Source organism: Methanobacterium sp. SMA-27, from assembly GCF_000744455.1.
Classification (GTDB): Archaea; Methanobacteriota; Methanobacteria; order Methanobacteriales; family Methanobacteriaceae; genus Methanobacterium_B.
In genome coordinates this window covers 1,645,491-1,671,905 of sequence record NZ_JQLY01000001.1, presented here as the reverse complement: position 1 = coordinate 1,671,905, position 26,415 = coordinate 1,645,491, and the positions used below count along the sequence as shown (strand labels likewise).

Here is a 26,415-nt window from a genome sequence, read left to right as displayed (position 1 = left end):
AAGGGTAAAAATTTTTAAAATATTTTTTTTAGAACCATTCACATGTTTTTTTGGATAAAAGATTAATATTAAACCTAATTTGTAAAAGTTATATATCCATGAGGTTCATATATTAAGTTTGAATAAACTAGAATTTAATATAAATTAATAATCTATTGTACAGAAATTTCAGGAGTGAAAATTGTTTTAGTAATTAATAAACATATACAAGCTCAGTTAATGACTTTCATTTCTGATTTACAGCGATACATAAATTTTCTCGATTAGTGTACATGGAGGCATAGTTATAATGCGCAGTTTTGAAAAATTAAGTTCCTTAAAGGATTATATTCCTCTCAAGAGGAGTGAATCTGGAGGGAAGAATATTGGTCTTTTAGTTGATGGCCCTAATATGTTAAGAAAGGAGTTCAGTCTTAATCTGGATTTAGTTAGAGACATAATAGCAGAATATGGAAATATGAGGGTTGGTAAAGTCCTTTTAAATCAATATGCTTCAGATAAATTAATCGAAGCAATAGTTAATCAAGGGTTCACACCCATCGTAGTTGCTGGAGACACCGATGTTTACATGGCGGTTGAAGCCATGGAACTTATTTATAATCCTAATATTGATATTATTGCTCTCATGACTCGTGATGCTGATTTTTTACCCATAATCAATAAAGCTAAAGAAAATGGAAAGGAAACTATTGTTATAGGTGCAGAACCAGGTTTCAGTGCAGCCCTACAGAATTCTGCCGATAGTGCAATCATTCTAAAGTCTGAAAATATCAATAAAAAGAATGAATAAGGATTAAAAAATGCTTGTTAATTCTTTAGTTGACGAAGTTAATAGGAGAGAGAATGCTCTCAAAATTATCAAAAAAATACTGCAGACACAGGGAAGAAATGGATTTTTTGATCTTACAGGATTAGCTGGTGGATTTCCAATATTACCCGAAGATAAAGATCTTCTTGAAACTTATGCTGGATCCGCAGTATTTGAAGATGCAATCCAAACACTTGGAAAAATTCACTTAGGTGGAGAAAAGATTTTAGCTCTCAACAGGACTAGTTCTGGTATATTTGCAGCTATTATTGCACTTGTAAAAGAAGGTGATGAAATTGTTCATTATCTCCCTAAATCACCAGCCCACCCATCCATACCAAGAAGTGCAGAACTTGTTGGTGCAAACTACAAAGAATTCGACGATATCAATGATTTTAAAGTGGGAGAAAATACTTCGCTTGTTTTTATAACAGGATCCACCATGGATCATGATGTCATTTCCAAAGAAGAGTTTTTAAAGATCATTGAAATTTCAAAGTCAAGGGAAATTCCAGTTTTTGTTGATGATGCTTCTGGAGCCAGACTACGTACAATTGTATACAAACAACCTCGTGCAATGGATATGGGTGCGGATATTGCCATTACAAGTACGGATAAATTGATGGGTGGTCCAAGAGGAGGATTAATGTCGGGAAAATCGGATATTATGATTAGAGTTAAATCAAAGGCCCATCAATTTGGTTTGGAAGCTCAATCACCATTAGTAGCAGGTATGGTCAGAGCTCTTGAAAATTTAAGCCCTGAAATAATTCTCGAAGCATTTATAAATAAACACGATCTTTACAATGCTTTAAAAGAAGATTTCAAGCATGTTAAAGAAACTCCGACAGGGTTGATGTTAACTCCAGAATCTCTTAAATTAGAATTGACAGACAGGGGAATAAAAACAGATCTAAGTCCGACTGATTTGGCTTTTCTCTTTGCAATGTTGTTATTAAGAAATAATGGCATAATAACTATCCCTGCTGTGGGTATGCCTGGTGCATCTGCCACCATACGTATAGATCTAGCTTCAAATGATGCAGCAAGAATAACAACAGAAGAAATAGTGAAATCCTTTTTAGATTCTCTTTCCAATCTGGTTAATATCATCGATGATACCGATGCATGTAAGGCTGTACTTTACGAATAAAGTTATCTAATAAATCTTTTTTTTATATTTGGTGATAAAAAATGATCGAAGTTGATGGATCATACGGTGAAGGAGGAGGAGCTGTTCTTAGAATTGCAACGGCATTATCAGCTGTAACATCTAAACCAGTTCATATTACTAATATACGTTCCGGAAGACCTAAACCCGGACTTATGCCTCAACATTTGAATGCTGTAAAAGCTGTTGCAGATTTATCAAGAGCATCAGTTAGTGGATTGGAATTAGGTTCAACTGAACTGTTTTTTCGTCCCAATCAACTAATAGGGGGAGACTTTAAAATTGATATTGGAACAGCGGGCAGTATAACTTTAATACTCCAAGCTTTTATGATACCTGCAGTTTTTGCTGACAGTCCGGTGAAGATCACAATTATTGGAGGTACAAATGTTAGATGGTCACCAAGTATAGATTACCTCATAAATGTTACCTTGCCGGTTTTAAAATTGATGGGATATGATGCAAAACCTAAACTGGTACAGAGAGGGCATTATCCTCGTGGAGGGGGAATTTTTGAACTTGAAATTGATCCAGTTAAAAAATTGAGGCCATTAAACTTATGTGAATTAAATTTTAACAGCATCAATGGAATTTCCCATGCAGTTAAACTTCCAGAACACGTAGCAGTGAGACAGGCAAATAGTGCTGAACAGGTATTGTCAGATGCAGGTTACATATCAAAAATTGAAATTGACCATTCTCAAAGGGCTATGGGGCCAGATTCAGGTATTTTATTATGGACAAATGGAATAACTTCTGTAAGTGGAAGTTCAATAGGAGAACCTGGTAAAAATGCCGAGATAATAGGCTATGAAGCTGCTAATGATATTTTATATAATATTTCAAGGAATTCTGCAGTTGATAGGTATATGGGTGATCAGATAATTCCATATCTTGCACTTGCAGGTGATTCAACTATTAAAACATCTGAACTTACACAGCATGCAGTTACCAATATTCATGTGACTGAGAAGTTTATTGATAAAAAATTTCATGTTAAAGGATCAATTGGTGAATCTGCAATTATTAGTGTGAAGTGAATTACCCCATGCTATCGCATTGGGGTTTCCTGCGAGTGCACCATCTAATGATGGGACTGTTTGTCGCAGATTATCAACGAACTGTTGATAGGCTGTCCACAAGCCATTTTGTGATAGGAAACGGAGCATAATATTTATGCTGCTATTTTTATCTCGGTCAAGATTGTTTCCACATTCACATATCATATTCCGATTATATAACTTCATATCATGTATTTTACCACAGTTACAACAAGTTTTACTGGTGTTTCGTTCATCAATTCTTATTACTTTCTTACCTACAAGTTTTGCTTTGTAGGTTAAGAATTTGGTGAAACGAGCCAGATAACCTGTGTTTTGAGTGGCACGATTCAAACCTTTATTCTTTGATTTAGCCATACCTTTAACATTCAAATCACCAACAATAATCGTATTAGCACGAGTATTATCAATTATTTTCCTTGAAGTTTTATGCTGAAAATCCTTAATCTGATTAGATTGTTTCTGTTTAAGTTTATTAATGACTTTATTTAGTTTATACCAATTTCTACTATATTTTTTGCAATGGTCACGTCTGCTTTGTAGTTTGCTGATTGTGGGATTCGAATATTTATCTGGAAGTGGAGTTCTAACTTCTAAAAACCGTCCTTTACTATTTACTGCTGTAACTATCTTGGTTATTCCTAAATCAATAGCTTGGTACTTTCCATTATCATTGTATTGTTTTTGGGTTGGTTTGTGGGTGATGCTAATGTAGTATTGGTTCTTTTTTTGGAATATCTGTACTTCTTTAACCTTTTTGAAACTAAACTTTTCAGGTATTTTGAAAATTAATGGTGTGTCTTTGTATTTGTGTGAAAATTGTATATATCCCTTTTTTAGTTTGAATCCTGATTGATTGTACTTTAATGTTGTAAAATATTTTTTACCTTTGTATTTTGGTGGTCTTGCATCTTTATGGCCTTTTTTATATAGACTGAAAAATGATTTGAAATTAGCATCCAATGTGCATAGAGTCATCTGCAAAACCTTAGAATATACCATGCCGTATTTGGAATATTTCTTTTTAAGTTCTGGTAACTGGTTTTGCTGCATAGTATAGGTTATTGATTCATTGTTTTCTTTCCATGCTGTTTTACGTTCAGATAATGCGAAATTATATAATAATCTACAATGTTCACTAAGAAACCATAACACCTCTTCCTTATCTGGGAATATACGTATCTTTTGAGTTAACATTTATTTTTTCTCCCCTTGACTTTCAACATATTTGATAAGCACAACAAGAGTGGTTTGTCCTGTGGTTGTTAGGAAATATGATGGTGACCAAAACGCATGTTTCCATAGTAATTGTTTCACTTCTGGATAGTTACGTTTAATTTCACGTGAAGTAATTGTTTTAATGCTGTTTAAGTATTTTGGAATGTTTAAGGTGGGTTTTGATTTGAATATCATGTGGAAAATGGTCTTTATCACATTCTATGTTTAGGACTGTTACTTCAAATGTTTCGCTTATTTCAGGATTTTCTATTTAAGATAATCTGTTATTTCATCATTGACTAATGCTTTTCTACGGAATTTCACAACCTGTACAAGGTGATATTTGTAGTGCATATACTGAATGTGACCCTCTGTCAAGCCCATATTCCATAGTTATGTACATTACACTATAACTATAAAATTGTTTCTAGACTATCAATTCATCCCCCTCCCCTTTTGGAAGAGGACTTCTCGATAAATAGATGTTAAATTTTATGAAATAATATTTACAGTGTACCATCCAGTTCTATCAAGGAACTGATTGTTTCTCATATCATCAACACTTAACATGTATTTTTGATCATTCAATAGATTTGATGGTATGCTATGATTATTCCATTATCATTAACCTTACCTTTCAATGAATCTGGTTTTAAACTGTTGGATGCTAACATTACATAATTACAGGTTCCGTTCTGTACTTTAACATCTATTCTGTTTACACCAGAACTTCCAAAGCCTCGGATATGAAAATTGTATATTCCTATTTTTGATGGACCTCCCACTGTCTTCAATGACATCCAGATAGTGTTATTGTCTTCGTCAAATCCAATATCTGTTAAATCCATTAAATTGAGGTTACTTACAGTTGAGTAAAGAGTATCAAGTGGAGGTTTAACGAGTGTATCACCAACAGGATCCTTGAATAGTGTTGGTGGAAATTGGTTGTTATTAATATAATCTATTGAAACAGGTTTTTCCTGGACAGTACCCTGTTCATAGGGTATAAACAACTCATTTTTCCGGACATATGATAATAAAAAAGTTGGATCTTCTTGTAATTGGCTTTTGTAACTGTTAATAGCTTTGTATTTGATTTTTTCATCCGAATCATTTATTGGAAATACTAGCCAATTAATTTGATTTTTCAGGAATGAAGGAGGTAACAGATTCATTGGTGGAAAATATGATCTTGGAAATGGCCATTGTGAAGCAACATGTACGGGATAGCTATACTTTTTACCAGTATAATTGAGGTTATTGGTTGCATATTCAACAAATGAACTTGTTCCCCAGTGATCTGGATTTGCGTCATTTGGATATGGGTAAATAATTATGGTTGGATTGAAATCCTTGATGGTGCTTTCCAAATTTTTTTCAACGTTATCTCCAGTGTAAAGAGCATTTTTTTGGTAAGCAAATACATTTTGAGTGGAGTTACCATCTTCTTCCCAAGGATGGTTCCAATTATCATTGAATAGATACTGAAGTGCCTGGGGATAATCTAAAAATGTTATATTTTCTGGTGGAAGTCCCAAAGTCATTGTTGCATTAATAGACTCCTGATACCTTACAACCCCCATATGTCCTTTTCCACCATTTGTAACAACCACAACAGATAATGGTATGTTATTTTTAACACAGTATCTTATTAATCCTCCACATGCAATTGTTTCATCGTCAGGATGTGGTGCAACAATAAGTACCCTATCAGAAGAGGTTATATTAGGGCCTTGGGTCAATGGGTTACATGAATACTGCTACTGTATAAATACATAGCTAACCCAAAAATTATTATAAAAAGTGCTATAATGGTAATTATTTTTTTATTCATTGGATCCTCTAATGTATTGAATTAGGTGATTATGGTTGGATTCATCCACACCCTCACGGATGGGGTATTTTCCAACATTAGGATAAATGCACAATTATTATATTGTTAACATTAAGTATTAATTTATCTATCTTTATAAAAAAAATAAAAATTAGATATTTAACGTATTTTAACTGTTGTTGATGTGTAGACACTCACCAGAAATGATCTTTTCTAGACTGCCATCTTCAAGTTCCAGTATTAGTATTCCCTCTTTATTAATCCCCACGGCTTCTCCACGTATAGTTTTGCCCCTAGTTCTTACTTCAACGTTGTTACCGATTGTTTTTGATAATGAACGCCATTCTTTAAGAATTTCTGGAAATTTACCTGCCTTAAATTCGTTGTATATAGTTTCAAATTCTAGTAGAAACTTTTGTACAAGAATGGCCCCATTAATTTCTGTGTCTAATTCATTTTTAAGAGATGTGGCACCCTTCTGAAGGTCTGGTGGGAACAGAGGAACATCCACATTCATATCTATTCCTATTCCAACTATAACATAGTTAATCTTTTCAATACTGGCATTAACTTCTGTTAATATTCCACATACCTTTTTATTTCCTATCAATATGTCATTAGGCCATTTAATGCCCACATCTAGGTTACATTCTTTTTTCAGTGTTTCTGCAACTGCCACTCCTGTAACCAGTGTTAGCTGCGGTGCATTGAAAGGAGGTATATCTGGTCTGAGTATTATGGACATCCAAACCCCTCCAGGTGGTGAAATCCATGTTTTACCTCTTCTGCCCTTTCCTCTGTTTTGAATTTCTGCTATAACTATTGTTCCTTCCTCTGCACCCTCCTCGGCAAGGTACTTGGCTACGTCGTTAGTTGAATCTACTTCTTTGAAATAATGAATATCATGACCAATAAAGTTTGTTTTAAGTTCCCTTTTCACTTCATATGGTAATAGAAGATTTGGAGTTTTTATGAGCCTATAACCTGATTTAGAGTAGTTTATAATATAACCTTCATCTTCAAGTGTGAGAAATTCATTTTCAACCTCTTTTTGAGATTTACCAGTTTCATTTACAAATTCTTCAACAGGAATATATTCATCCTTTTTTTCGTAAAGGGTTTTTAATATTTTCTTTTTAGTCATTTAAAATCCTCTTACCAGTATTCTATTCGGTTTTTTTAATTGAATCGGCCATATAACTTGATACAGCAGCAGATACTGCAGCAACCTTTCTAGAAGGTAAAAATGTAGATTTAAGACGAGCTTCCATCTCTTTATCCTTCTGGATAACCTTTTCAATATTTTCAATTATCTCTTTTTTGTACTGATCAACAAAGTGGGTGTGTAAGCTTGCATCCTTGAAATGTTGATTGGACATCATTGATTTGTGAAATGGAATGGTTGTTTTAACACCAAGAATTATATATTCTGATAGGGCCCTCTGCATACGTGCAATTGCTTCGTTACGGGTTCTTCCCCATACAATGAGTTTGGATATCATTGAATCATAATATGGAGGTATTGAATAATTGTTGTAAACACCACTATCTACCCTAACACCATTACCACCAGGAGAACGATAACCAGTAATTTTACCGGGATTGGGTGCAAAATCATTAAGTGGATCCTCTGCATTTATTCTGCATTCAATGGCATGGCCTCTAACCGATATTTCATCTTGAGCACAGCATAGTTCTTTACCTGAAGCTATTTTAAGCTGTTCTTTAACAAGATCAACTCCAGTTATTACTTCGGTTATAGGATGTTCCACCTGAATTCTGGTGTTCATTTCCAAGAAGTAATATTCACCTTCTGAATATATGAATTCTACTGTACCTGCATTTGTATATCCTATGTATGATGCAGCCTTCACAGCAGTGCCGCCCATTTCATTTCGGAGTTCTTCGGTCATTATGGGAGAAGGAGCTTCTTCAATAAGTTTTTGATGCCTTCTTTGAATTGAACATTCTCTGTCAGCTACATGTATGGTGTTTCCGTGTTCATCTGCAAGTATCTGGAATTCTATGTGTCGGGGTTCTTCAATATATTTCTCAACGTAAACTGTTGAATCACCAAATGCAGATGCAGCAACAGACTGTGTGGATTCTATGGCTCTTACAAGTTCGTCTTCTTCGTAGACAGTTCTCATACCAATTCCACCACCACCAGCAGACGCTTTAATAATAACAGGATAACCTATGGCTTCCGCCATTTTAGCTGCTTCTTCGGCTGTTTCTATTCCTTTGCTGGCACCAGGTATTACAGGAACTCCTGCTTTTTTCATGAGCTTTTTAGAAGTTATTTTACTTCCCATTTCTTCAATAACCCGTCCACTAGGGCCTACCAATTTTATTCCATGTTTTTCACATTCTTCTCCCAGAAGAGAGTTTTCTGCTAGAAATCCATATCCAGGGTGTATTGCTTCGGCTCCTGATTTAAGTGCTACATCAATTATTTTATCAATATTCAAATAACTTTTAGCAGGTGCAGGTTCACCAATATTGTATGCTTCGTCGGCGTATTTTCTAAAAAGAGAATTTTTATCTGCATCGGAGTATACTGCAATACTTTTAATATCTAGTTCTCTGCACGCTCTCATTACTCTTATTGCGATTTCACCACGATTGGCAATTAAGACCTTTTTAAACATGATATCCTTCCTTGAGAATTTTATTTCCCATATTACAAGTTTATTAGATTTAAAATCTTTTTTTAACTAATTATTATATATTTATTTTTATTTGAACTGTGTAATAAATTTATATTTTCATTTCCATTACCAAACCTTGTTTATAAATGAGTTGTTATGAATATTTCTATTAACACGTTAAAGCAAATTATAATATCCCTAAATATATTATCATAAATCGAAAATAAATACAATAAAATTATTGATTACAAGATGAGATTAAATGTTCACAAAAAAAAGACAACTCGAAATGGTTTTACAGGATATTCCATACCATGAAAGTCCAAAAATAAATCTTGAACAGTATTCAACACCTTCTGTTATAGCTGCAGATGTTCTATGGAATGCAAATTCAATTGGTGATATCAAGGGTATGAAGGTAGTAGATCTTGGTTGTGGAACAGGTATCTTTGCAATTGGATCTGCACTTTTGGGTGCTGAAGAATCTGTTGGTGTGGATATTGATATTGATGCAATCTCAATTGCAAATTCACAGGCGGAAAAACTGGGTGTTAAATCCAAAACAAATTTTGTAACAAGTGACATTAAGGATTTCCATGAAACTGCAGATACAGTAATACAAAACCCTCCATTTGGGGCTCAAAAAGCTAACAGGAAAGGAGCTGACCGATTGTTCATAATAAAAGCCCTTGAAATTGCTCCTGTTGTTTATTCATTTCATATTGGGGAAACAGAGGAATTTATCACCAATTTCTTCAAAAAAGAAGGAGCAACCATATCTCATGCATTTCACTATACCTTTCCAATACCCCGGACATATGATTTCCATACAAAGGATAAGGTAAATGTGAAGGTAGTGCTACTAAGAGCAGAAATATAGTGGGTTAATGTTAAAGAAGGTTATAAAATAAATTAATGAATTTCATATATTTATTCAACTTTTCTAATCGATTTGAATACTCAATTTTCGGTATGATTTTTTACTTTTTATGAAAATTAGCATTATCTAATGTAAAATTATTTAAACCCAAAACTTATTTCTAATAATCAATATTATATTTAGTAAACTAAAGAAGAATTATGGGGGTTTATGGAATTTTGTATCCTAAAGAAGAAGAGTCAGAAACCAAAATAAATGATATGAGTGATTATACCAATCTTTTAGAAAATGTTAAGAAAGAATTAAAAAAAACTAAAAAGAAACTGGATCAGACTGATACTGAATTAAAAAGGTCACGTGAATTAATTAAAGAAAAAGAATTAACCTTAAAGGAATTAAAACAAAAATATCATTCACATATCAATAAACTAAATTTACAGATCAATAAATTATCTTCAGATCTATACGAAATGGGGTATCTAAATCATAAAGGGAGAACCATTAAACAAAGACTTGAAACAAAATTTTATATGGTTTATCTTCTTACAAAAAAGAAAAATAGAGGCATTAAAAATGCAATAATCAATATTAGAGGTTATAGGGCAATAAAAAATAAGCAATTATTAGATATTGGATATTACCTGAAAAATAATCCTGATGTCAGATCATCTGGTGATGATCCTATAATGCAATATATATATTACGGGTACAAGGAAGGTAGAAAACCAAACCAAAACTTTGATGGAGATTATTATATTAAAGAAAATGCTGATTTAAAGAACTTAAATATAAATCCATTGATACATTATGGTTTATATGGAATAAAGGAAGGAAGAAAAACTATTAATAAATCTCAAACTAAACAAAAGTAGAATTATATCTAGTCATTTATCTAATTTTTATTAATGAAATAATGGGAAAATGGGGGATTAATTGAAGGAAAAGAAATTAACGTGTAATATTCCCTCACTCGATCTGCCAGATGATTGGTCATGTATTAAAGCAGAGGGTATAGGGCCATTTGTAACAAAGGCTATACTTAAACATCCTAATGGATCTCATATAGGATGGGCTTCAAGAGATCATCGTAAACATCACAATCTTTTAGACAGCGGTACCAAATCCACATTGTGGGCACCTAAAGCAATAGGATGGTGGGTTGGTGTGATCTTTGCAGTAGGCGCTGTATGTTTTACATTGGGTTCATCACCAGTCTATCCCAAAATTGTTGGTAATAACCTGGATGGAATGACTTTTTTTATTGGGTCGTTATTTTTCACAACAGCAGCTCTAGCTCAGTACATTGAAACAATAAATGCACGTCAAACTCCTAAAGGTTTAAAATTAAAGGAAAAAATACGTTTATTTACATGGGAACCAAGAAGAATTGATTGGTTGGCTGTATTGATCCAGTTTATTGGAACAATATTTTTTAATATTAGTACTTTTTATGCACTGAACAGCTTAATGACTATCCAACAGATAAACAGTCAAGTATGGACTCCCGATGTATATGGATCCATATGCTTTTTAGTTGCAAGTGGACTTGTATGGATAGAAGTAGGACACTCCCTATTCTCCTGGAAGATCGGAAGTCTTTCATGGCAAATAGCAGCTTTAAACCTAATAGGGTCAATAGCATTTGGTATTTCTGCAATTTCTGCATTCATACTTCCACTAACAGGCAATCCTGTCAATATAACTCTTGTTAATCTCGGAACATTTACAGGTGGTCTATGTTTCTTAATAGGTGCATTACTACTACTTCCAGAACGTACTCATCCTGAAAAAATCTGATTATAAAAAAATAACTGAATTATTTTTCTAATAAAGCAGTGTTGGATTTTCTTTTTTATCAATTATCTCTTTTCTTTCTTCACTGGACTGATTGAGCTTTTCAATTGATTTCATTATATCGTCAAAGAGCATTTCAACCATATCTTTACTAAAACTTTCTTTTACAACCATTCTTAAAACAGCAATTTCATTAGCATTTGGTGGAAGTGTGTAAGCAGGTACAATCCATCCCTTCTGTCTAAGCTTTTCAGAAAGATGGAATGCATTAAATTCACAGTTTTGAAGCTCTACAGTCACCAGTGGAAATATTACTCTCTTATTTATTATCTTGAATTTACCAGTAGCTTCAAGTTTTGAAGCAAGATAACGTGCATTTTCTTGCATATTCTTCATAATATCTGTATAACCTTCTATTCCCAGCCTTATGAAGTTATAGTACTGTGCAATAATTGTACTACTGCCTTTTGAGAAATTCAGGGAGTAGTTGGGCATGAGCCCTCCAAGATAATTTATATTAAAAATAAGCTCTTCTGGCAGGTCACTTTTATCTTTAAATATTAACCAACCAATACCAGGATATACTAATCCATATTTATGGCCTGATACATTTATGGATCTTACTTGTTCCAACCTGAAATCCCATTGTAGATCCGGAATAAGAAATGGCAGAACAAAACCTCCACTTGCACCATCAACATGTATGGGTATGTCCCATCCTTTGGTTTTCTTAATTTCTAATAATGCAGCGTTAATTTCTTCTATTGGATCCATCTGACCTGTGAATGTTGTTCCAACCACTGCACCAACTGCAATAGTGTTTTCGTCAATCTCTGCTATTACATCCTCTGCTGTTATGGTGTATATATCCTCCAGGAGAGGTATGAGTTTAAGTTCTACATCGAAGTATCGTGCAAATTTTTCCCATACAGTATGAACATCGGCACCCATTACTATGTTGGGTTTATCAACTGATTTGCCTTCGGCTTCTCTTCTTTTTTTCCAAGTCCATTTATGGGCGAGAAGTCCCAGCATTATAGATTCTGAAGAACCTATTGTTGCACTTCCAACTGATTTACAATCACTTGGGGCGTTAAACAGTCTTGCAAGCATGTTAACAACCCTGTCTTGTATTACCTCTGTTTGGGGGTATTCATCGTTGTCAACATAGTTTTTTCCGATGCTTTCCATTATCAAGAGATCTGCTTCAGGTTCCATCCAAGTGGTAACAAAACTTGCTAAGTTCAGAGCAGGATTACCATCAAGATTCAATTCATCGTGTATAATTTGGTAGGCTGCCCGGGCAGGCATACCAGTTTTTGGCATTTCATATTTGGGTACGCTTTTTGTGAAATAACGGCTACCATAGGTTGTTGTGAATTCCCTTTCTGACTCATCCATTTCATCCAAATTTTTTTTATCTGATAACATTCCCATTCCCCCTAAATATCTACATTATTTCTTGTAAATCATGTTTTACTTAAGTAAATTTATTTACTTACAAATATTATTTACTTTTATTTTTTATAATTTCCTTTAAACTCTCGATTTCTGATTTCATATCTTCTATGTTCTTATTGATATCATCTATTTTATCCAGTTCATCTAAACGGGTGTTAATATGGTTAAGTTTTTCATTTACAGTTTTCACATTGGAACTGGTTTTTTCTGCAAGTATCTCTGTTCCCTTTCTGAACTTATCTATCAAAGAAAATGTTGCAACAGAAGTTACAATACTTGTAAGTATAAGAGCGCTAAACATGGACATTACGCCCATCAGCCTACCTATACCTGTTACTGGAATTATATCACCATAACCTACAGTGGTAATTGTTTGAAGAACAAACCAGATGGAATCATCGTAAGTTGCAACTTCAGGATTTATACCATGTTCTGCTGTGTAAAATACATAGGAACAGAAAAAGAAAATCACAAGGAAGAAGGCCAATGCATAATCAAGACGTGTTTTTTCCTGATATTTTATGGCTTCTGAACCAATTTTCTGTATAAACAAGTACATTGCAACCAGTTTTACCACTATTAATATCTTGATAAAAATGTGGGGATATATCATTCCAAATTCTGATGCAATAAAATAGATTGGAATAAATGCAATGATATCTGTCCAGTTATTTTTAAGAAAATCGACTTTAGAAGTTTTATTTTCTTTAATTTTCCAAATAAACACCAACAGAATGATAAGAGATATAAATAAATCGATTAAACCCATATTATGGAAGGTTGATGGCCTTAAATTCATTGATATTACAATTAAAAAGAGTAGTATCCCATCAATTATCATCAATACAATGAGTATGTTCTGCCATAATATACTCGGCCTGTTTGCATTCATGATATTATCTAGAACGGTTGAAGCATAAATTTGTTTTTAAATGAGTTCTAAAAAAAATAAGATTAAAAAAAAATGTAAGAAACTTTTTGTAATTCAAATACTGATTATTTATCTGTTTTAGGGGTATTGATCATTTCTGGCGCGATTATTTCTATTATTCCTGCTATAATTAGGAATGCACCTATCATTGCTGCTAATACTAATGGATTGGCAGCATATGTGCCTATTATAACAAAAAGGATACCAATTATAATACCTAAAGCTCCTGTTGCTTTTCCTTTAAGTCCTTCTCCAGAGATTAGTGATGTTATTCCAGCTAATGCTATGAAAAATCCAACAACATATAATGCTATAAATGTAAAGAATTCAAATGCTTTAATATCTCCAATAAATACTATACCCATCATTATAGCAAATACGGCAACAATTAATCCGGCTGCACCAGCTGCTAAACTATCATTTTTCAAACTTTTTATTAAAATCCAGATACCAATAAATATAATTCCAATACCTGCAATAGCATTAACAGTAAAAATGCTGATTAATGGGAACACAATAACTATTATACCCAGCAATATTCCTAGTATACCTAGTAATAAATTTTTTTCATTGACCATTTATTCTTCCTCCATTGATTTAATATTTAATAATCACATTCTAATATTCATAATGTAAGTTTTTTTCCAAATTAAAATATAATAATATGATTTTTCACTGGTATTGATGCAATATTATTTTTTAGATGAAGAAAATCCTTAATTAAAAGAAAATTATTATTCCCAAGGATATCATATATTATATAGTATAAAAATTATGGAGATGGTTGATATGGCAGATGAAAATCCTTTAGGGGAATTAATTATACCTGTTGAAGGTTTGTTAAAGGAAGAGTTACAACAAGAAATAGAAGAAAGAATAGCATTTACAGTTGAAAATCTTTACCACCTTGATAATGAGCTTGATGTATTTGTTCAACTTGTTAGAGATAATGTGGAGACAAATAAAGAATCTCCTGATAATTTAATAACACTGTACAACTACTTGGATGAGATGTGGAGTGTGCTCATCACCAACGATCTTCGGGATGTTTTACTGGACACTTTATCTATAGTCCAGGAACGTAAACATGAACTTGAAGAAATACTCGAAGAACTCGAGGAAACCCTTGAAAACCAGGAAGTTTCTGAGGATTAATTATTTAAAAGATAATATCCACTGAAACAAGGTTATCGGCTTTAAAACAGATCCAAATTGAATAAAAATATCTCATATTTTTTTTAATATAATTCAATGTTCTTGAAATACGGGAGTGAGTAAATGGAGTTTAAAGAGTTATTAATGTCTAGATATGCTACTAAGAAATTTGATGGTAAAATAATTGATGAAAATAAATTAGAGCAGTTATTTGAGATGATACGTTTTGCACCATCTGCACTGAACATACAACCATGAAAGATCAAAGTTGTTACTGATGTGGAAACTAAGAAAAAATTATCTGCAGCTTCAATGAAACAGGCTCAGATCATCACATGTTCCCACTTACTTGTATTTTGTGCCAATACAGATCTGGATAGAAATGCTCAAAAGACCCTCAATTTAATGAATAAGGCTGGTGTTCCCGAAGAAAATTTAGAACAATTCCAAATGATTATGAATATATTTCTAAGTAACTTTGACAGTGAAACTGGAGTTAATGAAGCTCAGTGTAATGTATTTATAGAGGCCATTACAGCTATTTATGCGGCTAAATCTCTCGGTATTGATTCATGTCCAATGCAAGGATTTAATAATGAAGAATATTCAAAAATTCTAGAAATTCCATCTAGTTTGGTGCCAACCATATTGGTTCCTATTGGATATCCTGCAGATATGCAAATGCCCAAATTAAGATTCACTAAAGAAGAAATATTCTTCTAATACTATTTTTTTTTATTTTTAATCGAATAACTGATAATTTGATGTACAAAAAAGGTATAAAATTAGTTTTTTAGTATTCCCTTTTTTGGGATAATATCATGATATATAATTTAGACCTAAATTCATTATTAATATTAAAATATCAACCATCAGACTTTTGATTTAACAAATTATCTTTATAATATTTGTATTGCATTAAAATCTAAAAAAATTGAGTATATATGCTAAGACTTACATACTATAACTAATCTCTTTTCAAACAAGTTTTTAAGAGGGATTTTAAGCTTCTTTCGTTACTCAAATAGTAAAATTCTTGGTAAATATTGTTAGAGGGGTTTTAATCATTTGTAAAATGTCCTCCATATAGTATATAAGCCAGGAAAACAAACATTAAAAGATGGAAAGAAAGCGTTTATCAATTTTTGTTCCAGCATCAATATTATCTGAAACGAAAGATTTAAGAATAAAAACATATAAAATTGGACTGATTGGAAGATCTGCAGCCATATTCAAGGCTGACAGAATCGTTATTTACAGCGATAATTCAGACAAAGAAGAGGTAAAGTTTATTAGTGATGTACTCACTTATATGAATACGCCTCAATACCTTAGAAAAAGGGTATTTCCTATAACAAGGGAGCTCCGAAATGTCGGCATTCTTCCGCCACTTAGAACTCCCCATCACCCAACTGGAGAACTCAGTGAAGGTGACTACAGACAGGGATTGACATTAAAACGGACTAAGAAAGGTACCGTAGTGGATATCGGTGCTGATAGGAATGCGCTTTGTAAAGAAAAACTAAGCGTAAATAAGGTTATGAGCTTTAAGGTAGTAAAGTTCGGGAAGGAAATAGTAATAGATCCTGATGTACCTGATTTCTATTGGGGATACAAAGTATTGTCCACCAATAAGAACCTGTACGAAAGCATACTTACATTGAAACCAGGACCAGATTTGGTCATTGGAACTTCAAGGTATGCTACGCCCATCACTTCTGTTTTAGAGGAAGTAAAAGATAGATTAAAGGGTTCCAAACACACAGCAATTCTGTTTGGTGGTCCTTATTCTGGACTAGATGAACTTATTTCTGGTCAGAATGAAAAAGAAATTATAGATCTCGAAGTTAACACAGTCCCTTCACAGGGAACTAAAACTGTACGTACTGAAGAAGCAGTTTTAGCGACTTTATCTGTATTTAACTTGCTTTTAAACACTGAGTAACAACAATATATTTGTGTTTAATTTGCTCTAGATGTAGCTAATCAACTTTATCTGCGTTTGACGTTTCATACGTAGTTATCAACTTTATCTGTGTTTAACTTGCTCTTAAACCAGATTTACAAAAATTAACTCTGATATTTGGAAAATTAGTTTATTAAGGAGGTAAAATTATGAGTAGACATCACCAACCAAGAAGTGGATCAGTGGCATTCAGTCCTAGAAAGCGAGCTGCCAAAGAAACACCAAAAATAAGATCATGGCCTGAAACCGAAGAAGCTTGTCTCTTAGGATTTCCAGGATACAAAGTGGGGATGACCCATTTAACCATGCTCGACAACGTTAAAAACTCACCAACCGAAGGAATGGAAGTATCTTCCCCTGTAACTATAGTGGAAACACCACCTGTAGTTGTAATGGGTATACGTGCCTATAAAAAAGACACACGTGGGTTAAAAACAATGACTGACATCATAGCAACTGGTCTTCATGAGGATCTTGCAAGGAAAATAACCTTGCCTAAGAAAGACGATGCCGATGCAAAATTGGATGAATTAAAGGAAAAACTTGATGAAGTAGAGGATATACGGGTGCTTATACACACCAAACCAAGACTCACAAGTGTTCCAAAGAAAAAACCAGAAATAATTGAATGTGGAATAGGCGGTAAATCCGTTGAAGATAAACTTGAATTTGCACAAAGCGTACTAGGAAAGGAAATCAACCCTGGAGACTCATTTTCAGACGGTGAACATGTAGATACCATAGCCGTTACCAAGGGTAAAGGATTCCAAGGGCCTGTTAAAAGGTTCGGTATCAGAATCCAGTACGGAAAAGCAGCAAGAAGTAGTAAAGGACGTCACGTAGGTTCAATTGGACCATGGACACCTGCAAGGACCATGTGGACAGTTGCAATGGCTGGTCAGATGGGATACCATAAAAGGACTGAATACAACAAGAAAATCCTAAAAATTGCTGAATCCTCCCAGGTGGATGAGGTAAACCCAAAAGGTGGGTTTGTTAAATATGGACTAGTTAAAAATGGCTACGTTGTATTAAAAGGCTCAATACCAGGACCATCAAAAAGACTTGTAATGCTTAGAAAAGCTGTAAGGCCAATAGGCAAACATAACGATGCACCAAATATTACATACATAAGCACAGCTTCAAAACAGGGAGTTTAAACTTAATAAAGAGTGATTTAAATGGAGAAGATCAAAGTTTATTCATTGGAAGGCGAAGTCGTCGAAGAGATTGAACTTCCTGAAATTTTCATGGAAGTGTTCAGACCCGACCTTATAAAAAGGGCGGTTATATCATCACAAACAGCTAGGATACAGCCATGGGGAACAGACCCAAAGGCAGGTAAAAGAACAACAGCTAAATCCTTTGGTTCAGGCCGTGGTGCAGCAATGGTTCCACGTGTTAAGGGATCAAGACACCCTGCAGGTTCAAAGGCAGCATTCATACCACAGGCAACTGGTGGTAGAAAGGCACACCCACCTAAGACAGAGAGGATCATACACGAGAAGATCAACAGAAAAGAAAGAAGGCTCGCAATAAGATCAGCTGTCGCAGCAACCGCAAACAGAGAAATGGTTGAAGATAGGGGCCATAAAATAGCAAACATAGACCAAATACCATTTGTTGTTGGTGACGAACTCGAAACAGTTAAAAGAACTAAAGAAACCCGTGAAATATTCGAGAAACTTGGTTTAATGGACGATGTTACAAGAGCTAAAACAGGTCGAACAATAAGAGCTGGAAGAGGTAAAATGAGGGGTAGGAAATACAAAAATCCAAAGGGCCCTCTAGTGGTAGTTGGAGAAGATAAGGGTATTAGCCTCGGCGCAAGAAACCATGCAGGTGTAGATGTTGTTGTTGTGAACAATCTCAACGCAGAACTCCTGGCTCCCGGAACACATCCTGGTAGACTCACTATTTACACAAAATCAGCTGTAGAAAAGTTAGGAGAACTTTTCAAGTAATTAAAAGGGGTAGTGAAAATGGATCCTTACGCAGTAATAATAAAACCACATCTAACAGAAAAGAGTATGAATTCAATTGATCAGAAGAATGAATTAACCTTTGTAGTTCGCAGAACTGCCAATAAAACCGTGATAAAGTCCGCATTTGAGGATCTTTATGCTGTTAAAGTTGAAAGGGTTAACACCCAGATATTAAAGGGACAAAAACTTGCCTACATAAAACTGGCTGCAGAACACAGTGCAGAGGATATAGCAGTTAAAATGGGAGTATTCTAGGTATTATTCTTATCATAACTATATCATGTTAAATCCAGTATGGACACTTAACACCCCAACGGAGGAAATAAAATGGGAAAACGATTAATAATCCAGAGAAGAGGAAGAGGAACTCCTACTTACAAGAGTGCATCACACCGATTCAGGGGAAAAATAGCCTACAGATCCTATGATGATCTTGAAAAGGAAGGCTGTCTGAAGGGTAAAGTAAAAGATATTATACACGACCCTGGTCGAACAGCACCTGTAGCACTTGTAAAATTTGAAAATGGAGAAAAAAGTCTTATTTTAGCACCTGAAGGAATACAGATTGATGATGAAGTTGCATGTGGAATTTCAGCACCAATTAACCCTGGAAACTCATTACCACTAGCAGAGATTCCTGAAGGTACACCACTTTACAACTTAGAAAAACATCCTGGAGATGGCGGTAGATTCGTTAGATCATCAGGAACTTACGCTTCTTTAATAACACACGATGTTGGTAAGGCAATTGTTGAATTACCATCAGGTGAATTAAAGGCATTCAACCCCCGCTGCAGAGCCACCGTAGGTGTCGTTGCAGGTGGAGGAAGAAAGGAGAAACCATTCCTTAAGGCAGGTAATAGATACCATGCACTTAAAGCCAAGGGTAAGAAGAACGTCAGTGTCAGAGGAGTGGCAATGAACGCAGTGGATCACCCGCATGGTGGAGGAAACAGGCAGCATCCTGGTAAACCTACAACAATATCAAGACATGCACCAGCAGGAAGAAAAGTCGGTTCAATAGCAGCTAGCAGAACCGGTAGAAGGAGATAACTCTCCATTAAATTAATGAATAAAACGGATAAAAAAAGGATTAGGAGGAGACTAATTGGCAAGAAAAGTATTTAACTATCGCGGTTACACATTGGAAGAACTGCAGGACATGCCACTGGACAATGTTATACAACTATTACCATCAAGGCAGAGAAGATCCCTCAAAAGAGGATTTTTGCCTAGGCAAAAGAAGGTTCTGGAGAAGATAAGGAAGATCAAAAAAGATGGACCTAGAAAGGATGGTAGGCCACAGATAATAAAAACACACTGCAGAGACATGATTGTACTTCCTGAAATGGTTGGAATGACCTTTGGAATCTACAGTGGAAAGGAATTTGTTGATGTAACTATTCAACCAGAAATGATTGGATGTTACTTTGGTGAATTTGCAATCACAAGGCAGAGGGTTCAGCACGGAGATCCAGGTATGGGTGCAACAAGATCATCCATGTTCGTGCCGCTTAAATAAGGAGAAGTTACAATGGCGAAGATCGAATACGCTTATCAAGATGAGTACAAAGGAAAAACAGCAAAGGCTGCAGGGAAAGCTCTTAAGATTTCCCCAAAGCATTCTGTTGAGATATGCCGTACCATAAGGGGAATGCACCTCGACGATGCAAAGGAATTCCTAGAGAGAGTTATGAAAAAAGAAACTCCTGTACCATTTAAAAGACACAATAAAAAAGTAGGACATAAAAGAGGGCTTGTAGGATGGCCAACAGGACGTTACCCAGTAAAAGCTGCTGAGCACATACTTCAGGTACTGGATAACGCCGAGGCAAATGCAGAATACAAGGGCCTAAATACAGAAGACCTTAAAATAGTTCATATATCCAGCCACCGTGGTTACATCATAAGGGGATGGACTGCAAGGGCATTTGGAAGGGCTAGTCCATTTAACACACCAACAACCCATATACAAGTAGTTCTAGGGGAGGCATAGATTCAATGATTGAAAAGGATTTCGTAACAGAAGGACTTAAAAGAACAAGAATAGACGAATACCTTGAAAACGAGCTTGAAAGGGCAGGTTACGGTGGAATGGAAATTCAAGTAACTCCTCTCGGTACAATGGTTGTTGTTTACGCAGAAAGACCGGGTATGGTAATAGGACGAGGTGGAAAAACCGTCCGAAGCATAACCCAAAATCTTAAAACCGATTACGGTCTCGAAAACCCTCAAGTAGAGGTTAAAGAAGTCGACATACCAGAACTCAACCCTAAGATAATGGCACATAAAATAGCTGCCATGCTCCAGAGGGGAATGCACTTCAGAAGAGTTGCTTACACTGCACTACGTAGAATCATGGGCGCAGGAGCCCAGGGTGTTGAAGTAACCATCTCTGGAAAAATAAGGGGTTCAAGATCTGCTTGTGCCAAATTTTCAGATGGTTACATCAAAAAATGTGGAGAACCATCCATCAGATTTGTGAGACATGGATTTGCAACAGTACAACTCAAGCCAGGTGTGCTTGGAATTAACGTTCGAATAATGCCTCCAGATGTAGTTTTACCAGATAAAGTTGACATCTTACAGATTGAAATTGAAGAACCTGTTGTTGAAAAAACTGTTGAAGTAGAAGCAACACCAGATAAGATGGAAACAGTTGAAAGTGTTGTGGAAGAAATTGTTGAAGAAGCAGCAGAAGAATCAGCAGAAGTAGACATCATCGAAGAAGCAGTAGAAGAACTGGAAGAAGTTTCAGAGGAACCAGAAACAATAGAAGAGGCTCCAGTTGAAGAAGCATCTGAAGAACCAGAAGCTGAAACCACTGAAGAAGCTCCAGTTGAGGAAGAATCTGAAGAATCTGAAGAGAAAAAAGCAGAAGCTGAAACCACTGAAGAGGTTCCAGTAGAAGATGAATCTGAAGAAGAAACCAAACCTGAAGATGAGGATGAATCCAAAACTCAGGAAGCTTCTAAAACAGAAGAAACCACTGAAAAGGGCGATAAATCAGAATAAACTATAATCTGTGTGAAATTATCACAAGTTATAAAAGGATGTAGAGAAATGGTAATATTAAGAAGCAAGGAAATACGGGTAATGGAGATGGATGAGATCCAGAAGAAACTGGATGAACTCAAAGCTGAACATTCTAAGAATATCTCAAAGAGTGCCGCTGCAGGGGTTTATGAAAATCCAGGTAAAATAAAGGAACTTAAACGAACAATCGCACGTGTCCTTACCATAATGAATGAAAAACAGCAGGAGAAATAAAATCGATGAAAGTCTGTGAGATATGCGGTCTTCCTGAAGAACTTTGCGTCTGCGAGGAGATAGCCAGAGAAATTCAAAAGGTAAAGGTCTATACAGTTAGAAGAAGATTCGGAAAACTGATGACCATTGTTGAGGGTATAGATGAGCACGATATTGATATAAAGGAACTAACAAAGGAACTTAAGGCAAAATGTGCCTGTGGAGGAACAGCCAAAAAAGGCCAAATCGAACTTCAAGGTGACCATAAAAGAAGGGTCAAAGAAGTTCTGGCTAACATGGGCTTTTCTTCAGACACCATCGAGATAAAAGACAGAGAAGATAGGGGAAGGAAAAGACGCAGATAAGAAACATGGAAAATTTCTATGTTTTTACCTATGTCTTACCATAAATTCCATGGTGGAACATGATCACTCCACAAAACATATTCCGGCACGAATTTGTGGGACTGAATGTTGAGGTTGTTAAAAGCTCACATGAAGGTTTCACAGGAATCAAAGGAGAAGTTATCGACGAAACAAAAAACACCATTAAGGTGGAGGATGTTGAGGGATGTGAAAAAATCATTCCTAAAAACGTTGTAACTTTTCAATTCACACTGCCAGATAATACGGTTGTTGAAATTGACGGAAGCATAATCGTTGCTCGCCCTGAAGACAGAATTAAAAAGAAATTCAGAAAGTTTTGAAGGCATTCAATAAAAACAATCAATCTCATGGAACATACTCATAAAAAATTCAACAATAAAATTTTAAATTGTATATTAATAAAATAAAAGGACATATCAGGTGATAAAATGGTTGGTATCGACGTTAAAGAACCAAAAATAGAATGTGATGATCCCAACTGTCCCTTTCATGGAACCCTCCCAGTGAGGGGTCAAATTCTTGAAGGAATAGTTACAAGTGATAAAGCAGAAAGGACCATTACAGTAGAAAGGAGTTATTATAAATTCATCAGTAAATACGAGAGATACGAAAAAAGGAAATCAAAGATCAGCGCTCACAAACCTGACTGTTTAGAAGTTAAGATTGGAGACTCTGTTAAAATAGCAGAATGCAGACCTTTGAGCAAAACCAAACATTTCGTATTGGTGGAAGTTAAGGGAGAAGAGTAAAAATGAAGGCAATTACCTCCAACGTTACAAAAGCACTCCCAATAGGTGCAAGATTACAGTGTATAGACAACACCGGTGCAAGGGAAGTTGAAATCATAGCTGTCAAAGGATACAAGGGTGTTAGAAGAAGATTAGCACCTGCTGGTGTCGGTGACATGATTGTAATCACTGTTAAAAAAGGTACCGTTGACATGAGAAAAGAGGTCACAACAGCTGTTGTGGTCAGACAGAAAAAAGAATTCAAAAGGGCTGACGGCTTAAGAATCAAATTTGAAGATAACGCTGCAGTGATAGTAAGTCCTGAAGGGGTGCTTAAAGGTTCAGAAATAAGGGGACCTATAGCAAAGGAAGCAGCTGACAGATGGCCTGCTATTGGAAGTGCTGCCAGCATCATAGTATAAAATTAAAGGTGATAATATATGTCAACACAGCCAAGAAAACAAAGGAAATTTATTTATAAGGCACCATTACACATACGCCATAAATTAATGAGCGTAACACTTGCTGAAGAACTCAGGGAGCAGTACAGAAGAAGATCTCTTCCTGTTAAAAAAGGTGACACAGTAAAGGTTATGCGTGGCGATTTCAAGGACCACGAAGGAAAAGTTGAAAAAGTGGACCTTAAAAATTATCGTGTCATGATTGAGGGTATGTCAGTACAGAAACCCGATGGTAACAAAGTCTACCATGCAGTTCATCCATCAAATTTAATGATCATTGAACTCGATATGGAAGACGATGAAAGAAACGATATAGTAGAGAGGAAGGGATAACATGGCAAAGATGGGATCAAGAAAACATCTTAAACGATTCAAATCACCAGTGCACTGGCCCATTCACCCTAAAGAGGATAAGTGGACTGTAAAACCAAGTGCAGGACCACACGCAATTGAGGAATCATTACCATTACTCATTGTTGTAAGGGACATTTTAAAGGTTGCAGACAATGCAAGGGAAGCAAAAATAATCATCAACAACGGTGATATACTTGTGGACGGCCGTGCAAGAAAAGATTACAAATTCCCCGTGGGATTCATGGATGTAATTTCATTACCTAAAGCTGAAAAGGTTTACAGGGTACTTCCAGATCACAAAGGAAGACTCATACTGCATCCAATAAGCAAGGAAAATGCAGAATTTAAACTATGTATGATCACAGATATATCCACAATAAAAGGTGGTAAAACACAACTCAATCTCCACGATGGAAGAAACTCCGTTGTTGAAAAAGCATACAGTTCTGGAGATGTTGTTGTTGTGGAAATTCCAGATCAAACAGTTACCGATCACATAAAATTCGAAAGTGGTACAGTCGGTCTCATTACTGGTGGTAAACACATAGGAGAACTTGGTAAAGTTAAAGAAATCAACATAACCAAATCATCCAAACCAAACACTGTAGAGATAGAGACAGACGATGGAACATTTCTAACACTAGCAGACTATGTATTTGTTCTTGGAACAGATAAGCCGGTTATTTCACTACCTGGGGGCAAGTAAATGAACCAGATGGAAGGCGTGAAAATAGCAAAGGCAACAGTGAACATTGGAGTCGGCGAAAGTGGAGAAAGACTTGCAAGGGCTGAGCAACTCCTAGTAAACATCACAGACCAGAAACCGGTACGAACCATAAGTAAGGTCACCAACCCTGAATTTGGAATAAGGAAGGGACAGCCTATAGCATGTAAAGTTACACTCAGAAATGAAAAAGCTGATAAAGCTGTTAAAATGGTACTTGATGGAATTGGAAACAGGTTAAAAGCCAGCCAGTTTGATACGCAAGGTAATGTTGCATTCGGTATAGAAGAGCACATTGACATTCCAGGAATGCGTTACGATCCTGATATAGGTATATTTGGTATGAATGTTGCAGTAACCTTTGAAAAACCAGGTTACAGGATTAAAAGAAGAAGGATCCAGCACAAAAAAGTTCCAAGTAAACACCAGGTCACGAAAGAAGAGACAATGGAATTCATGAAGAAAGAATTCCAGGTTAATATAGAATAGGTGATAAATTGCCAAGAAAATACGGAAAAGCTTCAAGGAAATGCAGCAGATGTAATGATCATTCAGCTTTAGTCAGAAGGTACAATCTTATGTTGTGCAGACAATGCTTCAGAGAACTTGCAGCTAGAATTGGATTTAAAAAATATAACTAAGAGGTGTATAATTTGACTCTTATGGATCCTCTTGCAGATGCACTTACAAACATGAGAAACAACGAGATGCAGGGAAATAAAAGATGTACAATCCGACCCGCATCTAAGATGATTGGCCATGTTTTAAGGACAATGCAAAAAGAAGGATATATCGGTGAATTTGAATTCGTCGACGATGACAAAGCAGGACAGTTCATGGTCGAATTAGAAGGAAACATAAACAAGTGCGGTGTAATAAAGCCAAGACACGCCGTTAAGAAAGATGAATTTGAAAAATTTGAAAAGAGGTTTCTACCATCCAAAAACTTTGGAACAATTATATTAACAACCCCCGAGGGTATTATGACCCACAGGGAAGCCAAAGAAAAGGGTATTGGCGGTAGATTACTCGTATATGTTTACTAAGGTGATAAAATGGCTCAAGTAACGATTCTTAGGGAGGAAATCCCAATTCCAGAAGGAATAGATGTCACAGTAGACAAAGCAGTGACCGTTAAAGGATCAAAGGGAACTCTAACACGGAACTTCAACAATAAATCCATCCAGATTAAAGTAGAAGATGAAAAAGTAGTGGTTGAAGCACGCTTCCCTAAAAAGAAGGATAAAGCCATGTTAGGAACCATAAGATCCCATATCAGGAACATGATCATAGGATTAACAGATGGGTTTACTTACAATATGAAAATTGTTTACGCTCATTTCCCAATGACAGTTAAAACTGCTGGAAATAAAATTACCATCGAAAACTTCCTTGGTGAAAGGCATCCAAGATCATCTAAAATAGTTGGGGATGTTAAAGTCCAAATTAAAGGTGACGAAGTTATAGTCAGCGGAATTAACAAGGAACATGTTGGGCAGACAATGGCCAACATGGAACAGGCTACAAAAATAAAGGGAAGAGACCCAAGGGTGTTCCAGGATGGAATATACCTTGTTAGCAAGGAATAAACGGTGATC

At 35.4% G+C, this 26,415-nt stretch carries 32 protein-coding genes and 3 pseudogenes; 27 read left to right on the top strand and 8 right to left on the bottom strand.

Features of this window, described 5'->3' with window-relative positions:
• Window positions 1–289: 289 nt before the first annotated feature.
• From DL91_RS08330 to rtcA, 3 genes are read left to right on the top strand one after another with little or no spacing between them, the layout of a single operon-like run.
• Window positions 290–790 carry a TIGR00288 family NYN domain-containing protein gene (locus DL91_RS08330; RefSeq protein ID WP_048191054.1) on the top strand — a complete coding sequence of 167 codons (501 nt, stop codon included), beginning with the start codon at window positions 290–292 and terminating at the stop codon, window positions 788–790.
• Between the two features lie 10 nt (window positions 791–800).
• Window positions 801–1,961, top strand: a complete 1,161-nt coding sequence (locus tag DL91_RS08325) for a TIGR03576 family pyridoxal phosphate-dependent enzyme (RefSeq protein ID WP_048191053.1) — start codon at window positions 801–803, stop codon at window positions 1,959–1,961.
• Window positions 1,962–2,002: 41 nt separating this feature from the next.
• A complete protein-coding gene (gene rtcA, locus DL91_RS08320) occupies window positions 2,003–3,019 on the top strand; it encodes an RNA 3'-terminal phosphate cyclase (RefSeq protein WP_048191052.1) in 1,017 nt (338 codons plus the stop codon).
• Here the strand turns inward: rtcA and DL91_RS08315 are convergent.
• The 5 genes and pseudogenes from DL91_RS08315 to DL91_RS08295 form a co-directional block, all read right to left on the bottom strand.
• Complete coding sequence (locus DL91_RS08315) at window positions 2,984–4,237, bottom strand: RNA-guided endonuclease TnpB family protein (protein WP_197050630.1); 1,254 nt, start codon at window positions 4,235–4,237, stop codon at window positions 2,984–2,986. The two genes, rtcA and DL91_RS08315, sit on opposite strands and share 36 nt — an antisense overlap.
• A pseudogene (tnpA, locus tag DL91_RS08310) lies at window positions 4,238–4,649 on the bottom strand (IS200/IS605 family transposase).
• A 193-nt stretch (window positions 4,650–4,842) separates the two neighbouring features.
• Window positions 4,843–6,000, bottom strand: coding sequence for a PIG-L deacetylase family protein (locus DL91_RS08305; RefSeq protein WP_048191051.1), 1,158 nt, complete (start codon window positions 5,998–6,000; stop codon window positions 4,843–4,845).
• 261 nt (window positions 6,001–6,261) lie between these two features.
• The gene (locus DL91_RS08300; protein WP_048191050.1) at window positions 6,262–7,236 is read right to left on the bottom strand and encodes a biotin--[acetyl-CoA-carboxylase] ligase; all 975 of its coding nucleotides are present in this window, start codon (window positions 7,234–7,236) and stop codon (window positions 6,262–6,264) included.
• Window positions 7,237–7,258: 22 nt separating this feature from the next.
• A complete protein-coding gene (locus tag DL91_RS08295) occupies window positions 7,259–8,743 on the bottom strand; it encodes an acetyl-CoA carboxylase biotin carboxylase subunit (protein WP_048191049.1) in 1,485 nt (494 codons plus the stop codon).
• Window positions 8,744–9,005: 262 nt separating this feature from the next.
• On the opposite strand from DL91_RS08295, the gene DL91_RS08290 reads away from it, so the two are divergent.
• The 3 genes from DL91_RS08290 (at window position 9,006) to DL91_RS08280 (ending at window position 11,420) form a co-directional block, all read left to right on the top strand.
• Window positions 9,006–9,623, top strand: coding sequence for an METTL5 family protein (locus DL91_RS08290; RefSeq protein ID WP_048191048.1), 618 nt, complete (start codon window positions 9,006–9,008; stop codon window positions 9,621–9,623).
• A 218-nt stretch (window positions 9,624–9,841) separates the two neighbouring features.
• On the top strand, window positions 9,842–10,495 hold the full coding sequence (locus DL91_RS08285) for a hypothetical protein (RefSeq protein ID WP_048191047.1): 654 nt from the start codon (window positions 9,842–9,844) through the stop codon (window positions 10,493–10,495).
• Between the two features lie 61 nt (window positions 10,496–10,556).
• Window positions 10,557–11,420, top strand: a complete 864-nt coding sequence (locus tag DL91_RS08280) for a hypothetical protein (protein ID WP_052374333.1) — start codon at window positions 10,557–10,559, stop codon at window positions 11,418–11,420.
• A gap of 27 nt (window positions 11,421–11,447) precedes the next feature.
• Here the strand turns inward: DL91_RS08280 and DL91_RS08275 are convergent, their stop codons facing one another.
• The 3 genes from DL91_RS08275 to DL91_RS08265 form a co-directional block, all read right to left on the bottom strand.
• Window positions 11,448–12,848 (bottom strand): glutamate decarboxylase, encoded by a 1,401-nt coding sequence (locus tag DL91_RS08275; protein WP_048191046.1) that lies wholly within the window; start codon window positions 12,846–12,848, stop codon window positions 11,448–11,450.
• Window positions 12,849–12,924: 76 nt separating this feature from the next.
• A complete protein-coding gene (locus tag DL91_RS08270) occupies window positions 12,925–13,770 on the bottom strand; it encodes a potassium channel family protein (protein WP_048191045.1) in 846 nt (281 codons plus the stop codon).
• A 104-nt stretch (window positions 13,771–13,874) separates the two neighbouring features.
• A complete protein-coding gene (locus DL91_RS08265; protein WP_048191044.1) occupies window positions 13,875–14,387 on the bottom strand; it encodes a DUF308 domain-containing protein in 513 nt (170 codons plus the stop codon).
• Window positions 14,388–14,598: 211 nt separating this feature from the next.
• Between DL91_RS08265 and DL91_RS08260 the strand changes: the two genes are divergently transcribed.
• The 21 genes and pseudogenes from DL91_RS08260 to DL91_RS08165 all read left to right on the top strand — a co-directional run bounded on the left by DL91_RS08260 (window position 14,599) and on the right by DL91_RS08165 (window position 26,406).
• Window positions 14,599–14,964, top strand: coding sequence for a hypothetical protein (locus tag DL91_RS08260; RefSeq protein WP_048191043.1), 366 nt, complete (start codon window positions 14,599–14,601; stop codon window positions 14,962–14,964).
• Between the two features lie 123 nt (window positions 14,965–15,087).
• A pseudogene (locus tag DL91_RS08255) lies at window positions 15,088–15,687 on the top strand (nitroreductase family protein).
• A gap of 397 nt (window positions 15,688–16,084) precedes the next feature.
• Entirely contained in the window at window positions 16,085–16,909 is an 825-nt protein-coding gene (locus DL91_RS08250; RefSeq protein WP_048191042.1) for a putative RNA uridine N3 methyltransferase, read from the top strand.
• 170 nt (window positions 16,910–17,079) lie between these two features.
• Window positions 17,080–18,090 (top strand): 50S ribosomal protein L3, encoded by a 1,011-nt coding sequence (gene rpl3p / locus DL91_RS08245; protein WP_048191041.1) that lies wholly within the window; start codon window positions 17,080–17,082, stop codon window positions 18,088–18,090.
• A gap of 21 nt (window positions 18,091–18,111) precedes the next feature.
• Window positions 18,112–18,894, top strand: coding sequence for a 50S ribosomal protein L4 (rpl4p, locus tag DL91_RS08240; RefSeq protein ID WP_048191040.1), 783 nt, complete (start codon window positions 18,112–18,114; stop codon window positions 18,892–18,894).
• An 18-nt stretch (window positions 18,895–18,912) separates the two neighbouring features.
• Window positions 18,913–19,170: a 50S ribosomal protein L23 gene (locus tag DL91_RS08235; RefSeq protein ID WP_048191039.1), complete on the top strand. Its 258-nt coding sequence runs from the start codon at window positions 18,913–18,915 to the stop codon at window positions 19,168–19,170.
• A gap of 72 nt (window positions 19,171–19,242) precedes the next feature.
• Window positions 19,243–19,968, top strand: coding sequence for a 50S ribosomal protein L2 (locus DL91_RS08230; RefSeq protein WP_048191038.1), 726 nt, complete (start codon window positions 19,243–19,245; stop codon window positions 19,966–19,968).
• Between the two features lie 55 nt (window positions 19,969–20,023).
• Window positions 20,024–20,437 (top strand): 30S ribosomal protein S19, encoded by a 414-nt coding sequence (gene rpsS, locus DL91_RS08225; RefSeq protein ID WP_048191037.1) that lies wholly within the window; start codon window positions 20,024–20,026, stop codon window positions 20,435–20,437.
• Between the two features lie 12 nt (window positions 20,438–20,449).
• Window positions 20,450–20,911 (top strand): 50S ribosomal protein L22, encoded by a 462-nt coding sequence (gene rplV / locus DL91_RS08220; protein ID WP_048191036.1) that lies wholly within the window; start codon window positions 20,450–20,452, stop codon window positions 20,909–20,911.
• Between the two features lie 5 nt (window positions 20,912–20,916).
• Window positions 20,917–21,723: pseudogene (locus DL91_RS08215) on the top strand (30S ribosomal protein S3); the annotation flags it as partial.
• 255 nt (window positions 21,724–21,978) lie between these two features.
• The gene (rpmC, locus tag DL91_RS08210) at window positions 21,979–22,185 is read left to right on the top strand and encodes a 50S ribosomal protein L29 (protein ID WP_048191034.1); all 207 of its coding nucleotides are present in this window, start codon (window positions 21,979–21,981) and stop codon (window positions 22,183–22,185) included.
• A 5-nt stretch (window positions 22,186–22,190) separates the two neighbouring features.
• Window positions 22,191–22,529 (top strand): stress response translation initiation inhibitor YciH, encoded by a 339-nt coding sequence (yciH, locus tag DL91_RS08205; RefSeq protein WP_048191033.1) that lies wholly within the window; start codon window positions 22,191–22,193, stop codon window positions 22,527–22,529.
• Between the two features lie 59 nt (window positions 22,530–22,588).
• Window positions 22,589–22,870, top strand: a complete 282-nt coding sequence (gene rnp1, locus DL91_RS08200; RefSeq protein ID WP_048191032.1) for a ribonuclease P protein component 1 — start codon at window positions 22,589–22,591, stop codon at window positions 22,868–22,870.
• Window positions 22,871–22,978: 108 nt separating this feature from the next.
• On the top strand, window positions 22,979–23,299 hold the full coding sequence (locus DL91_RS08195) for a 30S ribosomal protein S17 (protein ID WP_048191031.1): 321 nt from the start codon (window positions 22,979–22,981) through the stop codon (window positions 23,297–23,299).
• 2 nt (window positions 23,300–23,301) lie between these two features.
• Window positions 23,302–23,700, top strand: a complete 399-nt coding sequence (locus DL91_RS08190) for a 50S ribosomal protein L14 (protein WP_048191030.1) — start codon at window positions 23,302–23,304, stop codon at window positions 23,698–23,700.
• Between the two features lie 18 nt (window positions 23,701–23,718).
• Window positions 23,719–24,072, top strand: coding sequence for a 50S ribosomal protein L24 (rplX, locus tag DL91_RS08185; RefSeq protein ID WP_048191029.1), 354 nt, complete (start codon window positions 23,719–23,721; stop codon window positions 24,070–24,072).
• Between the two features lies 1 nt (window position 24,073).
• On the top strand, window positions 24,074–24,799 hold the full coding sequence (locus tag DL91_RS13645) for a 30S ribosomal protein S4e (protein WP_048191028.1): 726 nt from the start codon (window positions 24,074–24,076) through the stop codon (window positions 24,797–24,799).
• Complete coding sequence (locus tag DL91_RS13640) at window positions 24,800–25,306, top strand: 50S ribosomal protein L5 (RefSeq protein ID WP_048191027.1); 507 nt, start codon at window positions 24,800–24,802, stop codon at window positions 25,304–25,306.
• An 8-nt stretch (window positions 25,307–25,314) separates the two neighbouring features.
• Complete coding sequence (locus DL91_RS13170; RefSeq protein ID WP_081882648.1) at window positions 25,315–25,458, top strand: 30S ribosomal protein S14; 144 nt, start codon at window positions 25,315–25,317, stop codon at window positions 25,456–25,458.
• 12 nt (window positions 25,459–25,470) lie between these two features.
• Window positions 25,471–25,863 (top strand): 30S ribosomal protein S8, encoded by a 393-nt coding sequence (locus DL91_RS08170; RefSeq protein ID WP_048191026.1) that lies wholly within the window; start codon window positions 25,471–25,473, stop codon window positions 25,861–25,863.
• 9 nt (window positions 25,864–25,872) lie between these two features.
• The gene (locus tag DL91_RS08165; protein ID WP_048191025.1) at window positions 25,873–26,406 is read left to right on the top strand and encodes a 50S ribosomal protein L6; all 534 of its coding nucleotides are present in this window, start codon (window positions 25,873–25,875) and stop codon (window positions 26,404–26,406) included.
• Window positions 26,407–26,415: the final 9 nt, after the last annotated feature.